Here is a 14,016-nt window from a genome sequence, read left to right on the forward strand (position 1 = left end):
TATGAGTGGCGGTTTATATTCAATGCAGGTCAAGGATTTCGACAAGACCCTCGACCTTACCAAAGTAAAGCCTTACGGCGATACGATGAACGACGGGAAAGTCCAGATAAGTTTCACCCTTCCGGTTCCGGCAGGTGACGAAGCCGTCGAGGCAGCCAAGCAGCTTCTCCGCAAAATGGGTCTCAACGATCCTTTGGTAGTGTTCTACCGGGAGCTCACCGAAGGGTATACGTTCTTCAATTGTTACGGAAGCTGCACGCACACTGTCGATTATACCTCCATCCACGTGCCTAAGGTGGAGTCCAACGTCATGTCGATGGACGAGACCGACGAATATATAAAGGAGAACATAGGGCGCAAGATAGTGGTCGTTGGAGCAAGTACCGGAACGGATGCCCATACGGTAGGCATAGACGCCATCATGAACATGAAGGGTTATGCCGGTCATTACGGACTGGAAAGGTATGAAATGATAGAGGCATACAATCTCGGGAGCCAGGTGCCGAACGATGAATTCCTGGCCAAGGCCCTTGAGCTGAAAGCCGATGCCCTTCTTGTTTCCCAGACAGTTACGCAGAAAGACATCCATATCAAGAACCTTACGGAACTCGTGGAGCTCATGGAGGCGGAAGGACTCAGGGACAGGATGCTTCTTGTATGCGGCGGCCCGCGCATTACGCACGAACTTGCCAAGGAACTCGGTTATGATGCCGGTTTCGGCATGAATACATACGCCGACGATGTGGCTTCGTTCATCGTGCAGGAATTTGTAAAAAGAGGAATGAAATAAATAATTAAAATTTTAATATTATGGATAAGAATCAGATAAGAGAGGTCATAGCCAGAAGGGCTGCTCTCGAATTGCATGACGGCGATGTCGTCAATTTGGGCATAGGTCTGCCTACGATGATACCCGATTTTCTTCCTGAAGGCGTTTCTGTCGTCCTTCAGTCGGAAAACGGAGTCATGGGGATGGGACCGGCACCTGCCCCTGGCGAGGAAAATCCTGAAAGGATAAATGCCGGCGGCGGTTATATTACCTTCAACCCTGGAGCTTCCACTTTCGACTCCGCCGAATCTTTCGCCATTATCCGCGGTGGGCATGTGGATGCCACTTTCCTCGGGGCGATGCAGGTGGACGAAAAGGGAAATCTCGCAAACTGGATTATCCCGGGCAAGCTTACTCCTGGCATGGGAGGCGCGATGGATCTTGTCGTAGGGGCTAAAAGGGTGATTGTCACCATGGAGCACACCAATAAGGGCAAGCTCAAAATCCTGAAAGAGTGCAGCCTTCCTTTGACTGCTGCCGCACAGGTCGATATGATTATCACCGAGATGGGAGTGATGAAGATTGTTCCGGAAGGCATAGAGTTGGTGGAAATCAATCCTGAATTCACTGTCGAGCAAGTACAGGAAGCCACTGAACCGAAGCTGATTGTTTCACCTGATTTAAAACCCATGTGCTGATATGATCAAGACAGGGGACAAATACGAGCAGAAAGTACGTTATACGCAGGATGACGTAATCGGTTTCGCCAAGGTCAGCGGTGACTGCAACCCAATCCATCTCGATGCCGAATATGCCGCAAAGACCATGTTCAAGCGTCCGATTGTACACGGTTTCCTTTCAGCAGCCGTCTTTTCGAAGGTGTTCGGTATGGATTTTCCGGGTCCCGGTACCATCTACATGTCGCAACAGATGAAATTCCTTGCTCCCGTGTATGTGGACAGGGATTATGTCGCGCGTTTCGAAGTCACCGAGATCAAGCCCGAAAAACACATAGGTATCGTCAGCTGTTCCCTTGTGGACTGCGAGACCGGCAGGGAATGCATAAGCGGTACCGCCATGCTGAAACATGACGAGCAATTTGTATAAAAACAGAAATTATTAATAATCAAGTAAATAATCTTAAAAAAAATATTATTATGAACAGATTGGAAAATAAAGTCGCCGTCATTACCGGTGGGACTGCCGGTATCGGCGCTGCTACGGCCCTTCTGTTTGCCAGGGAAGGTGCAAAGGTTACAGTATGGGGAAGGAGCGAAAAACGCGGTGAGGAGTTTGTCCGTTCCGCTGCCGGACAGGGACTCGATATCGCATACGACAAGGTGGATACAAGCGATTTCGACGGTGTGACGGCAGGCATGAAGAAGGTTTATGACCGTTACGGAAAGATAGATATCCTTATCAACAATGCCGGAATAACCCGTGACAGTACCATGAAGAAAATGACCGTCGAGCAATGGCAGGAAGTAATCAATGTCAACCTTACGGGAGTTTTCTATTGTACCAAGGCCGTTTCCGAGTACATGCTTGCAGCTGGTTACGGAAGGATAGTGAACGCTTCGTCCGTCGTAGGGCTTTACGGCAATTTCGGCCAGACCAATTATGTTGCGACAAAGGCCGGCATCATCGGAATGACAAAGACCCTTGCCCGTGAATTCGGCCGCAAAGGCATTACTGTCAATGCCGTTGCCCCTGGTTTCATCGCTACGGACATGGTTGCCGCAATGCCTGAGGAAGTGCTTGCCGGCATGAAGGCCAAGGTGCCTGTAGGACGTCTCGGAGACCCTGAAGACATAGCATACGCATACCTGTATCTCGCTTCGGATGAGGCTTCATATGTGAACGGGGCTACATTGAGCGTGGACGGCGGAATGACTGTATAAGGAAAGATAGGTTACAGTAAATTTAATTGATTTTTGATATGAATTTTGATTTGACCAAGACAGAAGCGCTCTTCCTCCAGATGATACGCGAGTTTTCCGACAAGGAAGTCGCGCCTCTTGCCGCAGAAATAGACGAGCAGGAGAGGTTTCCTCTTGAAACCGTCGAGAAGATGAAAGGCATAGGCCTGTTCGGCATTCCTATTCCGGTGCAATACGGAGGAGCCGGCGGAACAAACCTCATGTATACTATGGCCGTAGAGGAACTTTCCAGAAACTGTGCAACTACGGGAGTAATGCTTTCGGCCCATACCTCCCTCTGCGTTGCGCCTATCTATGAGCACGGAACCGAGGAGCAGAAGATGAAATATCTTCCCAAGCTCTGTTCAGGAGAATGGCTCGGGGCTTTCGGACTTACTGAGCCGAATGCCGGTACGGACGCATCGGCCCAGCAGACTACGGCCGTCCTTGATGGGGAAGAGTGGGTGTTGAACGGTAACAAGATATTCATTACGAATGCCGGTTATGCCCATGTGTACATAATTTTTGCAATGACGGACAAGTCATTAGGAACCAAAGGAATATCGGCTTTCATAGTAGAGAAGGACACTCCGGGATTTTCTTTCGGCAAGAAAGAGAAGAAACTCGGAATCCGCGGCTCGGCTACCTGCGAGCTGATTTTCGAGAACTGCCGCATACCTAAGTCCAACCTTCTCGGCAAACTCGGGGGAGGTTTCGGCGTTGCCATGAAAACCCTTGACGGTGGCCGCATAGGTATTGCCGCACAGGCTCTCGGAATAGCCCAGGGCGCTATGGACGAGACCGTCAAGTATACTAAGGAACGCAAACAGTTCGGCAAATCCATTTCGGCTTTCCAGAATACACAGTTCCAGATGGCAGACCTTGAGACCAAGGTCCAGGCGGCCCGCCTTCTTGTCCGCAGTGCGGCGTTCAAGAAAGATGCAAAGGTGCCTTATTCGGCCGATGCGGCCATGGCCAAGCTTTTTGCCGCCGAGACCGCAATGGAGGTGACGACCAAGGCCGTACAGTTCCATGGCGGTTACGGTTATACGAGGGAATATCCTGTCGAGCGTATGATGCGCGATGCCAAGATTACGGAAATCTACGAAGGAACTTCGGAAGTCCAGAGGATGGTTATCGCCGGCAAGCTCTTCAAATAATGTATGTTTAACCTATAAGAGAAGATTGAAACATGAATATAGTAGTTTGCATAAAACAGGTTCCCGATACTACCGAAATCAAGATAAATCCGGTAACGGGGACTCTCATACGCGACGGTGTACCGAGCATAATGAACCCAGATGACAAGGGCGGGCTTGAACTTGCCCTCCGTCTGAAAGACAGCTTCGGAGCCAATGTCACCGTAATAACGATGGGTCCTCCTCAGGCGGACGATATGCTCCGCGAAGCGCTCGCAATGGGGGCCGACAGGGCCATACTTCTGACAGACAAGCGTTTTGCAGGCGCCGATACGCTCGCGACTTCCAATGCGTTGGCAGGTGCCCTGAGGATGCTCGATTATGATATCATCATTACCGGCCGTCAGGCAATCGACGGAGACACCGCACAGGTTGGCCCGGAAATGTCCGAGCACCTCGGTCTGCCTCATATTTCGTACGTCGCCGGACTCGAGTATGACGGTGGCAAGACACTCCGCGTGAAAAAGGAAACAGAAGAAGGCTATATGCTGCTTGAAACGGGTATGCCAATACTCCTTACCGTCCTTGCTTCCGCCTTCAAGCCGAGGTACATGTCGGTACGTGGAATCGTGGAGGCATACGGCCGTGAAGTGGAAATCTGGACTGCCGACAAGATCGATGTGGATGAATCCAAACTCGGACTCAAAGGCTCTCCGACAAAGGTGTTCAAAGCTTTTGCCAAAGGTCTGAAGCAGGCCGGTGAAGTATATGAAGTCACTCCGGAAGAAGCAGTCGATTTGATTGTGTCGAAACTGAAAGAAAAATATATTCTTTAACGAAAAAATATATTCTTTAACGATTGAAAAACAGTAGGAAAATGGATAAGACTTTATATAAGGACGTTTATGTTTTCGCTGAACAGCGCGAAGGAGTTGTTCAGCCTGTGGCATTGGAGCTTCTCGGCAAGGCCAGGGATCTGGCTGCGGCCCTCGGTGAGAAAGTAGTGGCTATCCTGGCAGGAAGCGGAATCGAACACAAGGCGCAATCCCTGATAGAAGCCGGTGCGGACAAGGTAATAGTAATCGATGAACCTGAATTGAAAGAATACCTTACGGAACAGTATTCCCAGGCAGTTTCGCAGGTCATCAATGCCAACAGGCCCAACATAGTCCTCTTCGGTGCGACTACGATAGGCCGCGACCTCGCTCCGAAACTTGCGGCAAGGCTTTGCACCGGTCTTACGGCGGACTGTACCAAACTTGAGATATCCGAAGAAACGAAGGACCTGATGATGACACGTCCTGCTTTCGGAGGAAACCTTATGGCTACGATCATGTCGCCGGAAACAAGGCCGCAGATGTCCACAGTAAGGCCGGGAGTCATGCAGAAAGCGGCTGCCGAGCCAGGACGTAAAGGCGAGACTGAAAGATTCAGGCCAGTATTCGACCCTTCGAAGTTCAAGGTAAGGCTTCTTGAAAATGTGAAGATAAATAAAGGTGCGGTGGACATTTCCGAGGCAAGGATTCTCGTTTCCGGAGGCCGCGGCGTAGGTTGCAAGGAAGGTTTTGAAAAACTCCGTGCGCTTGCGGATACCCTTGACGCCGAAGTTTCGTCTTCAAGGTCCATGGTGGATGCCGGAATCATCGACCATGACCGTCAGGTTGGCCAGACAGGAAAAACTGTCCGCCCGGATGTATATTTCGCTCTCGGCATTTCCGGAGCAATCCAGCATCTTGCAGGAATGGAGGAGTCGGATCTCATCATAGCCGTGAATAAAGACAAGTCGGCCCCTATATTCAAGGTAGCCGATCTCGGCATAGTCGGAGACCTCAATAAGATAGTCCCGCTTCTGACCGAAAGGCTGAAGAAGGAAAGGACTCAGAAATAAAAGCACTGAAATCAAACATTTTTCAAAGATGGAAAGTGAAAGAACGTAACTGATTGCAATGAATTAGGACGGACCATAATGAAGCCGCTGAAAATCAGCGGCTTTTTTATTTATCTGAAATCCGGCTGTGTGTAGTAGGATGCAGTTGTCCGCCATATTTTTCTATCGTATTCTTACCACGAAACATTTTCGGGATTTGCCCCAATGCCACGATGACACAGAATAAATAAAGGTCACCTCAATGTTTCCAAGTATTCCTGTCCTTTTTCAGTCAATACATATCCGCCTGTTTTTAAGGAGCCTTGGTATTCAATCAGCCTTAAAGGTTCAGAAGACAGTTGTTTAATGATACGTTCCAACGTAGCCTTCGAAATATCAATCAGTCCTAATAATGCTTTCCTCTTTATATGAGGAGATCTGGAAATCTCCAATAAAACAGACAGAGCGTTTTTATTTATAGCCTCATTTATAGCCTCATTTATAGCCTCATTTTGTGGATTAATGGAGTTTTCAAATCCTTCCCTGCAAGGAATCTCAATCAAGAAATAGGTTCTGTCCTCATCTGTTTCAATCTTTGCCGGGCCTGAGCCATTCTTGCGTAACTCGTCCTGAATGGTAGGAATCCCCGTAGCACGACCTTCAGATAACTGGAGTTCTTTCAGATAGTCACCCAAACGACGGTTGCGGTAGCGGCGTGACTTCAGATGCTCAGCCTTATGAATGGCATCCAAACTGATAGAGCGGTCTGGCCCGGCATAGCTGAGGATAGAAATCTTTTTCGGTTCGATAGTAATTTCCACAGGTTCCCGCTCCTGATAATCCCTATGATAAAGTGCATTGACAACAGCTTCCTCAATGGCCTGATAAGGATAGTTGAAGAATGTGATTGATTCCGCCTTGTCTTTAGGCTTGATAATGCGTTTCTTGATGACATTGGTTCGGATATAGTCCAGAGTCTGCTTGATCATTTCCGGAACAGGCCCTATTATCTTCGGGACTTCTATCATATTATTCGGATTTTCAATGCAACCTTCAGGGAATATGACGATGTCCACCTGTGTCGTAGGAAAGAATTTCGCAGGATTCTTGCAAAACATCATCGCCGCTACATTTTTGAGTGTTTGATGCTCAGTCGGGCCGGTCAACAAGTCCATCTGATCAAGTATTTCCACAAATGGCTTGTTTTCAAAGTCATTTGCCAGACGACTGTCCACTGTCTGAAGATAATCCAGTACCAAAGCCGGGGAGATATCCGAAATCTCAATCCGCTCATTCCCTCTTTCATCAAAAGGTGTCCTATTAGCCATCTCCCTGAGTTCGTCAAGTACCTCGCCTTTTGCTTCAATGGTACTTGTCCCGCTCCGTACATACCATTTGCTTGGAGATTGTTTTGCCGTAACTCGCTCTCTTACATTATACGGGCGATTAACCCCGGCAGGAGCCCATATCACAAGAACACTCTTCCCGTCAACTTCTTGGACATCAATACGAGGCATATAGTATGGTTCTATCTTGTATTGTACCCAACCATGTCTTTCTGAATATCGTTCAGTCCCTCGATTGGCAAACCTGTGACCGGCCTTTTGGCAATTCCTGTCCGTTCCTCTTCCTCTATTCCCACTACGATATATCCACCTCCGATATTGTCAAAATCATTGGCAAAGGCGCAGATTGTACGATAAATTCTATCAGGATTCCATCCCTTTTTGAACTCAATGCGGTTAGACTCTATCTTGCGTTTGTTAAGCAAGTCTTCGATATTGATAGGTATTGCCATACTATTGACGGTTGGTGGAATTATAATTTGATACAAAAATACAAAATTACTTTATCAATCAATTCGGAAATAACTCGCTATTCACTTCTGAAAAAAAAAGGATGACCCTTAAAAGTCATTGACTTTTGGGTCACCCTCAGTTTTTTTATGAAAAATCCCGAAAGATTTTTATCGTCATTTATTAGCGGATGGTCACATTCGCACCGTCGAATTCTATAGTCTTGAGAATGATTTCACCGTCGGCTGTTGCATCGTTATTGATGAAATATGCGAACAGGTAATATGTATCGGGCTTCGTCATCACCGTCGATGTTGTAGCAGGACCTTGCTTTACATTGGCCCAATCTGTCACTGCATAGAAGCTAATATACTTTATCATATAGTCATATTCGAATTGGAAACATCTTTCGGCAACTGTCCCGTCCGTATAACCGGCATTAACAAGGGTGCTTTCATTGTTCCAGTTAAGATTGTAGTATTTGTCGTTTGTATATGGGGTAGCGACAGCCGAGAGGGTAGTGCCGGTTGACTCCACTTCAAGGGTTATGCTGTTTTCGGTCACCGGCGGGATTTCTGTCGTGAAATACTCCCTTGTAATCTTACTCAATCTAACCAGAGTGCCGTCTTCCTGCAAATCGATTCCATAAGCCCATACGGCATACTCATTTCCCGGGTTAAGTGACTTCTGGGTCGTTTCCTGAGGCCCGTGTTTTACGATAGTGTTCAGATATTCGTTGATGGTTATCTGCGATGCGTTGGCATTCCCTACTATTATATCATAGTCCATCTGGAAAACTTCATCATCGCTCAGGTCCTTTATTTCCGAAGCCATATCCACGTATACGATATACGGCATGGTCTCATCGTCAGGGACAACGCGGATATGTGCCGTAGAGTAGGTAATATTGTCTACAGTGATGGTGAATACATCTTCTCCAGGATTAGGGTCTGGATCTGGATCTGGATCTGGATCTGGGTCTGGATTATTTTCCCCGGAATCCTGGCTGACATTTACGGAGAACGACTGAGGGTCGCCGCCGGAATATTCGTAAGTTACTGTTATTTTACTTTCACGTTTCGCATCGGTCTCGTTCTTATCTACATTAAAGGTTATGACTCCGGAGGTTTCTGTATCAGTGATTTTAATCCAGTCGCATTCTGAATCAGGCAAAGCCGTTATCATCCCGTCTTCGGCAGGATTCTCGATGTTGTAGGTAATTGTTTGTGTCCCGCCTTCAGCAGTGACATGTATGTCTTTTGCATCGGAGGACAGAACTGGTGGTTCCGATTCAATTTGTTTTTCACATCCTATGATGGCTGCTGCCGATACACAGGACAACATAAAAATTAAAATACGTTTCATGAGATAATGTTTTTTGTTTGTTGGTTATATAAAAGTGTATTTTTTCATATTAAATGTACCTACGGCATTAAAATGCAAGTACGAAACGGGTCGAATACAGCGTAGCATTGTCCTTTGTATTCGTGGCCACCATCGCATGGCAGAAAGATATGGCGTATGCATTATTTATGGATGCCTTTTCTTCTGTGCTCGAAGAATAGAATCCAAGTCCGTCGTTACCTATGGTCTGCGCCCCCGGGATTGAAGAGAGTATGCGGTTGAGCATGTCGTAGTTGCTGGTCGCGGGCAGTACGCCGAAATAAGCATCGGTTTCCTTGTAGCACATTATGATGTATTCCTTTATGGACGGCAGGTACCATCCGCTGGAACTTTCCGGTGCTGGATGTGTCTCATTGTATGTGTCTACAGCCTGTACGGCTTCTACCGGCCATGCACTGTTGGACGGGTCTGCGTTGAATGCCTGTATTGCCTTAGTGTTGTTGTAGCCGAGCATCTTGTTTAGATTGTCCGTTGATTCGCAGTATGTGGCGATGTTTTCATATTCTGTATTGTTTACGACCCATTCGCCGACAGTCTTGCCGTAGCTGGCGTATCCTGACTGCCATGCCACATACTGGTCTCCATCTATGGCTACTACCAGACCGTGCGTACATTCCGGATGGTCGTTTCTCAAGGCATTGTCATCTTTTGCCGGATCGCCGGTCCAGAATACTATGCCTATTACCTCTTTGCCTGATTCCATCTTGGAAGACCAAGTGCCGTCTGAAAAATAATAATCTCCGACTTCCGGGTCCAGTACTACCGGATCGTCCGGATCTTCATTGTCGTCCGGATTGTCAGGATCTTCATTGTCGTCCGGATTGTCAGGATCCTGATTGTCGGAATTGCCCGGATCTTCGGCTTGCAGAGTGTATTCTATCAGCGTACTCCATTTTGAGTCCTGGTATACGCTTTCCTTTTCCGCAACGGCTTTTATTATAAAGGTGTATTTTTCACCTTCCGTAAGACCGGTAAACTCAATCGAGTTTTCGTCCGTGGTGCCTTGTGTGGAAGAATTGAAGATGTAAAGATAGTATGCTGCATTTTCTACAGCCTCCCAGGAAACTGTAAAAGAAGTTTCCGTGCTATTCGAAATATTTGCAACAGGAGTTTCAAGCATGACCGGATTCGTTTCCTGCTTTCCGCAAGAGACAATCATCAATGCCGATAAAATGATTGCCGGAATGATAATTTGATTTTTCATATAATGTGTTTGGTCTTATGTAAACTTACAATTTACAAAGGTATGGATAATTTTTGTAAATTGCAAATTTGATTTGATGTACGGTGCATGATGCCGTTCACACGCTCCCTTAAATTTTCCTGGATATTGATGAAATAGAGATTCAGTTCCTGGATGTGGTAATTTCCTTTCGGAAAAATGGATGATACGCTTTCGATAAAATATTTGTCATCATCGAGGCCGTCAATCACCAGGGATTCGAGCCTTTTGTCGATTCTTGCCCCGACTTGCCTGAATAGGGTATCGGATGTGCGGTCCGGTTTGAAAAATACGCTTCCGGCATTCATGGAGGCCGGTGCGTATGTCGTATCTGTTTTCCAGTTTATCGGATTTATGCATGCCGCATTGTCCGAAAACATCGCTGACACCGCTTCCGGCCGTGAAACGGAGTTGTAAGCAATCACCTTTCCGATATCTGATGGGCCCTCGGCAGGGCGTATGAACCGGCTGTTCGCCATATCTTCTCCGGTAACAGGATATCCGAATACGTATGCCGCAACGAGGTTTTTGTATATTTCGTCATTGAAACAGCGTTTCAAAAGCTCTATTACGCATTTTGCTCCCTGGCTGTGGCCGGCTATGATGAACGGATGGCCATTGTTGATATGCACGATAAAATATTCGAAAGCCCTGCATACGTCGTCCATCGCATAATAAAACCTTTCGGAAATGGTTTCCTCGTCTTCCATCCATGTATCCATGGTAAGCTGGCGGTAATAGGGTGCATAGAAGTCGCAGTCCTTTCCCAGAAGCATGGATGCAAGGAAAAGCGAGTTGTTCGTAACGAGCCTTCTCTGTTTTTCATTGGAGATATCCATGAAATGGCATTTGCCCCCGGTACTGTCTTCCCAGTCCCAAATGCATGTCGGGGCTATGTAGAACACATTGGCCACGGCCGTGTCGCTGTCACCGTATGCCGGAGATACAAACCAGGAACTGTCTTTCCCGTAGTCCGGTTCGGCTGGAAGATGCCCTATCCTGTCATTCCTTATGCCTTTGCATCCCGTAATGAGGAGGATTACGGTAAAAATAATGAAAAACAAGTTCCTGTTTCCTTTTATCATGTCGTTACTTTTCTATGGTAATTTTTATTTTGTATGTTTCTTATAAGTTATATGCTTCGTTCTGATACACCGGTTTTCCTTCTACGAAGGTGGCGACTATTTCCCCGCGGAGGATTTCATTTTCGATTGGCGACCATCCGCATTTATATGCTATGACAGAATACCCGAGGTCGTTTTCACGTATTTCAGGGATTTTCCTGACGACTCTGACATATTTTTCCGGATTTACAAGTACGAAATCTGCTTTAAGCCCTCTTGCGATTCGTCCCCTGTCGCCGAGTGAAAATATTTCCGACGGTTTGCCGCACATCAGTTCCACAATCTTTCCGATTGTGAGCGAGGGCTCGTTTTCCGAAATCGTAAGCATCATCTGGAGCGAATGCTGGATTGACGGCATTCCTGAAGGGGCTTTGCCGTATGCCTGCATTTTTTCTTCTTCGAGATGCGGGGCGTGATCTGTCGCGACAGAGTCGATTGTCCCGTTTATTACTGCCTTAAGCAGGGCTTTCCTGTCTTTTTCTGTCTTTATCGACGGGTTGCATTTTACGAAAGCTTTCTTCATGTCGTAGATGTTTTCGCCTTCGGGGCCGGAAGGGGAGTCGTCGAACCAAAGGTAGTTTACGCATGTTTCGGCGGTGATGTCGGGATTGAGCCTCTTGGCTTTGGCTATCATTGTCACTTCCTCGGCCGTACTTACGTGTGCTATGTGGAGCCTTGTCCCGTATTTTACGGCCATTTCAAGGGCGTACCTGGTGGATTTGATGCAGGCTTCGCGGCTTCGTATATACGGATGCAGGCGGAACGGGATGTCTTCACCGTACCTTTCTATAGCTTCCTTCATGTTATCCGATATGATTCCGTCATCCTCGCAGTGGACTACGAGCACGTGTTTTCTTTGCCGGAACAGTTTTTCTATGGATTCCCGCTCTGTGAGGACCATGTTTCCGGTGCTTGAACCGAGGAAGAGCTTGATTCCGCAGGCTTCGGTAAAATCGTCCGTGTGCGAGGCGTTTTCTTCAGTGGCTCCGATGAAAAATCCGCAGTGGATGCATGATTTTTCCCTTGCGCTTTCCATTTTGTCCGAAAGGGCCTTTTCATTGACGGTAGGAGGCAGGGTATTCGGCATGTCCAGTACGGTTGTCACCCCTCCGGCAGCGGCCGCCCTGCTTTCAGTTTCCAAATCCCCTTTCCTTGTAAGCCCGGGATCCCTGAAATGTACATGTGTATCTATGATTCCAGGCAGGAGCAGGAAACCTTTCCCATCGTAGACGGTATCTTTTTCCTTTTCGTAAAACGGGTTTTCTTCGGCATGGATTATGTCGGCGATGGTGCCGTTGCCGTCTATGATGATTTCACCCCGGCAGATATTGCCTTGCGAAAATATCTTTACGTTCCTGATGATTGTCATTGTAGTTTTTTCAAATTGGCAGTCCTATTGTTTTCTCGGTCTTATTTTTCTCATCCTCATGGCTATGACTCCCCAGAAAGCTTCTCCGAATATGCCGCTGCTCATTTTGGATGTCCCTTCTTTCCTGTCTACGAAAATGATAGGTACTTCCTGGATTTTGAAACCTAATCTGTATGCGTTGTATTTCATTTCTATCTGGAAGCCGTATCCTTTGCAGTGTATGTTGTCCAAATCTATGGTTTCCAATACTTTCCGCTTGTAGCACTTGAACCCTGCGGTCGTATCGTATACTTTCATCCGTAGAATGAAACGTACGTAGGCCGATGCGTAGTAGGACATGATGACTCTTCCTATGGGCCAGTTGATTACGCTTATCCCGTTGCAGTATCTTGAGCCGATGGCAAGGTCCGCCCCCTCGTCCTTGCACGCGTGGTATAGCCTCCCGAGATCGTCCGGATTGTGTGAAAAGTCGGCATCCATTTCGAAAATGTACTCGTATCCGTGCTCCATGGCCCATCTGAAGCCTGCAATATATGCGGTCCCGAGCCCCAGCTTGCCTTTCCTTTCAACCATGAACAACGAATCCGCATATTCGTTCTGAAGCCTTTTCACGATATCTGCCGTTCCGTCGGGGGAGCCGTCGTCTATTATTAATATATGGTATGGTTCATCCAAGGAAAAAATCTTCCGTATCATTTTTTCGATATTTTCCTTTTCGTTGTAAGTCGGTATAATTATTACTTTATCGCACATGGTTTTATGTATTTTCCCCCAAAGATAAATAATTTTCCGGCCGGACAAGCATAATAATACTTTAATTATGGTATATGTGGCGAAAAGATGTCAGAAATATCTTTTTTTGAGGTTTTTGCCGGAACCACCGTCCGTTCCCGTCCGTGTTCCGTGGTTTTCTCGGCTCCGTGCCCTTGAGTGCCGTCGCGGGGTCTCGTGCCGTTCAGGCCTCGGCAGTCTTCTCCTTCAGTGCTGCTTCGATACGGGGTGGGTGTTCCCTTCCTTTCCTGTTTCCCTCATGTCCGTCCTTCTCCTGTGCCTGTTCCTTCCTGAAGTCCCCCAGTCCGTTCCCCCGTGGGGCGCTCGGCTCCGTTGTCCTGTTGCGTGCCCAGGGGATGTGTCGCAGGGCGATGCCGTGTTTGCCCGTCGTCTGCCCTTGCGGATGCGTGCCGCGCCCCGGGGGAGCGAGGGGAAAGGCGGCGGCAGGTGGGGTAAAATGTCGAAAAGTGCGGGGCAGGCGGGTAAAAATCGAAAAAAAACCGAAAAAAGTCGAAAAAAAGTCCTTGAAAAGTTTGGAAATCCGGCAAAGAGCGCTACCTTTGCAGTCCCGTTCGGGAAGGGGGGCCTCGGTGCCTCCTCCGGCCGGGGGAAGTTCATTGAATCGGAAGAAGGAAG

The 14,016-nt window shown here is 47.6% G+C and carries 13 protein-coding genes and 1 pseudogene; 7 read left to right on the forward strand and 7 right to left on the reverse strand.

Going from position 1 to position 14,016, the window contains the following annotated elements:
* Position 1: 1 nt before the first annotated feature.
* From B5F83_RS02775 to B5F83_RS02805, 7 genes are read left to right on the forward strand one after another with little or no spacing between them, the layout of a single operon-like run.
* Complete coding sequence (locus B5F83_RS02775) at positions 2–790, forward strand: OAM dimerization domain-containing protein (protein WP_087275096.1); 789 nt, start codon at positions 2–4, stop codon at positions 788–790.
* Between the two features lie 20 nt (positions 791–810).
* Positions 811–1,467, forward strand: a complete 657-nt coding sequence (locus B5F83_RS02780) for a 3-oxoacid CoA-transferase subunit B (RefSeq protein WP_087275095.1) — start codon at positions 811–813, stop codon at positions 1,465–1,467.
* Between the two features lies 1 nt (position 1,468).
* Positions 1,469–1,876: a MaoC family dehydratase gene (locus B5F83_RS02785; RefSeq protein WP_087275094.1), complete on the forward strand. Its 408-nt coding sequence runs from the start codon at positions 1,469–1,471 to the stop codon at positions 1,874–1,876.
* A gap of 50 nt (positions 1,877–1,926) precedes the next feature.
* Positions 1,927–2,670, forward strand: a complete 744-nt coding sequence (locus B5F83_RS02790; RefSeq protein WP_087275093.1) for a beta-ketoacyl-ACP reductase — start codon at positions 1,927–1,929, stop codon at positions 2,668–2,670.
* 38 nt (positions 2,671–2,708) lie between these two features.
* Positions 2,709–3,848 carry an acyl-CoA dehydrogenase gene (locus B5F83_RS02795; protein ID WP_087275092.1) on the forward strand — a complete coding sequence of 380 codons (1,140 nt, stop codon included), beginning with the start codon at positions 2,709–2,711 and terminating at the stop codon, positions 3,846–3,848.
* A 32-nt stretch (positions 3,849–3,880) separates the two neighbouring features.
* Positions 3,881–4,663: an electron transfer flavoprotein subunit beta/FixA family protein gene (locus B5F83_RS02800; RefSeq protein ID WP_087275091.1), complete on the forward strand. Its 783-nt coding sequence runs from the start codon at positions 3,881–3,883 to the stop codon at positions 4,661–4,663.
* Between the two features lie 41 nt (positions 4,664–4,704).
* The gene (locus tag B5F83_RS02805; RefSeq protein ID WP_087275090.1) at positions 4,705–5,715 is read left to right on the forward strand and encodes an electron transfer flavoprotein subunit alpha/FixB family protein; all 1,011 of its coding nucleotides are present in this window, start codon (positions 4,705–4,707) and stop codon (positions 5,713–5,715) included.
* A 233-nt stretch (positions 5,716–5,948) separates the two neighbouring features.
* On the opposite strand, the pseudogene B5F83_RS02810 reads toward B5F83_RS02805, so the two are convergent.
* From B5F83_RS02810 to B5F83_RS10620, 7 genes and pseudogenes are all read right to left on the reverse strand, one after another.
* A pseudogene (locus tag B5F83_RS02810) lies at positions 5,949–7,492 on the reverse strand (RNA-binding domain-containing protein).
* Positions 7,493–7,673: 181 nt separating this feature from the next.
* On the reverse strand, positions 7,674–8,855 hold the full coding sequence (locus B5F83_RS02815) for a BACON domain-containing carbohydrate-binding protein (protein WP_087275089.1): 1,182 nt from the start codon (positions 8,853–8,855) through the stop codon (positions 7,674–7,676).
* A 67-nt stretch (positions 8,856–8,922) separates the two neighbouring features.
* Positions 8,923–10,098, reverse strand: coding sequence for a fibronectin type III domain-containing protein (locus tag B5F83_RS02820; RefSeq protein WP_087275088.1), 1,176 nt, complete (start codon positions 10,096–10,098; stop codon positions 8,923–8,925).
* 32 nt (positions 10,099–10,130) lie between these two features.
* Positions 10,131–11,201 (reverse strand): DUF3089 domain-containing protein, encoded by a 1,071-nt coding sequence (locus tag B5F83_RS02825; protein WP_087275087.1) that lies wholly within the window; start codon positions 11,199–11,201, stop codon positions 10,131–10,133.
* A 40-nt stretch (positions 11,202–11,241) separates the two neighbouring features.
* The gene (locus B5F83_RS02830; protein WP_087275086.1) at positions 11,242–12,609 is read right to left on the reverse strand and encodes an amidohydrolase family protein; all 1,368 of its coding nucleotides are present in this window, start codon (positions 12,607–12,609) and stop codon (positions 11,242–11,244) included.
* 24 nt (positions 12,610–12,633) lie between these two features.
* Entirely contained in the window at positions 12,634–13,362 is a 729-nt protein-coding gene (locus B5F83_RS02835) for a polyprenol monophosphomannose synthase (RefSeq protein WP_087275507.1), read from the reverse strand.
* 202 nt (positions 13,363–13,564) lie between these two features.
* Positions 13,565–14,016: hypothetical protein (locus B5F83_RS10620; RefSeq protein ID WP_158094132.1), on the reverse strand; the 452-nt coding region annotated here is incomplete at its 5' end.

The organism is Muribaculum sp. An289 (assembly GCF_002159555.1).
GTDB lineage: Bacteria > Bacteroidota > Bacteroidia > Bacteroidales > UBA932 > Merdivivens > Merdivivens faecigallinarum.

Coding starts and splice junctions, on each gene's coding strand:
- B5F83_RS02775 (WP_087275096.1), top strand. CDS start 2: ATGAGTGGCGGTTTATATTCAATGCAGGTCAAGGATTTCGACAAGACC.
- B5F83_RS02780 (WP_087275095.1), top strand. CDS start 811: ATGGATAAGAATCAGATAAGAGAGGTCATAGCCAGAAGGGCTGCTCTC.
- B5F83_RS02785 (WP_087275094.1), top strand. CDS start 1,469: ATGATCAAGACAGGGGACAAATACGAGCAGAAAGTACGTTATACGCAG.
- B5F83_RS02790 (WP_087275093.1), top strand. CDS start 1,927: ATGAACAGATTGGAAAATAAAGTCGCCGTCATTACCGGTGGGACTGCC.
- B5F83_RS02795 (WP_087275092.1), top strand. CDS start 2,709: ATGAATTTTGATTTGACCAAGACAGAAGCGCTCTTCCTCCAGATGATA.
- B5F83_RS02800 (WP_087275091.1), top strand. CDS start 3,881: ATGAATATAGTAGTTTGCATAAAACAGGTTCCCGATACTACCGAAATC.
- B5F83_RS02805 (WP_087275090.1), top strand. CDS start 4,705: ATGGATAAGACTTTATATAAGGACGTTTATGTTTTCGCTGAACAGCGC.
- B5F83_RS02815 (WP_087275089.1), bottom strand. CDS start 8,855: ATGAAACGTATTTTAATTTTTATGTTGTCCTGTGTATCGGCAGCAGCC.
- B5F83_RS02820 (WP_087275088.1), bottom strand. CDS start 10,098: ATGAAAAATCAAATTATCATTCCGGCAATCATTTTATCGGCATTGATG.
- B5F83_RS02825 (WP_087275087.1), bottom strand. CDS start 11,201: ATGATAAAAGGAAACAGGAACTTGTTTTTCATTATTTTTACCGTAATC.
- B5F83_RS02830 (WP_087275086.1), bottom strand. CDS start 12,609: ATGACAATCATCAGGAACGTAAAGATATTTTCGCAAGGCAATATCTGC.
- B5F83_RS02835 (WP_087275507.1), bottom strand. CDS start 13,362: ATGTGCGATAAAGTAATAATTATACCGACTTACAACGAAAAGGAAAAT.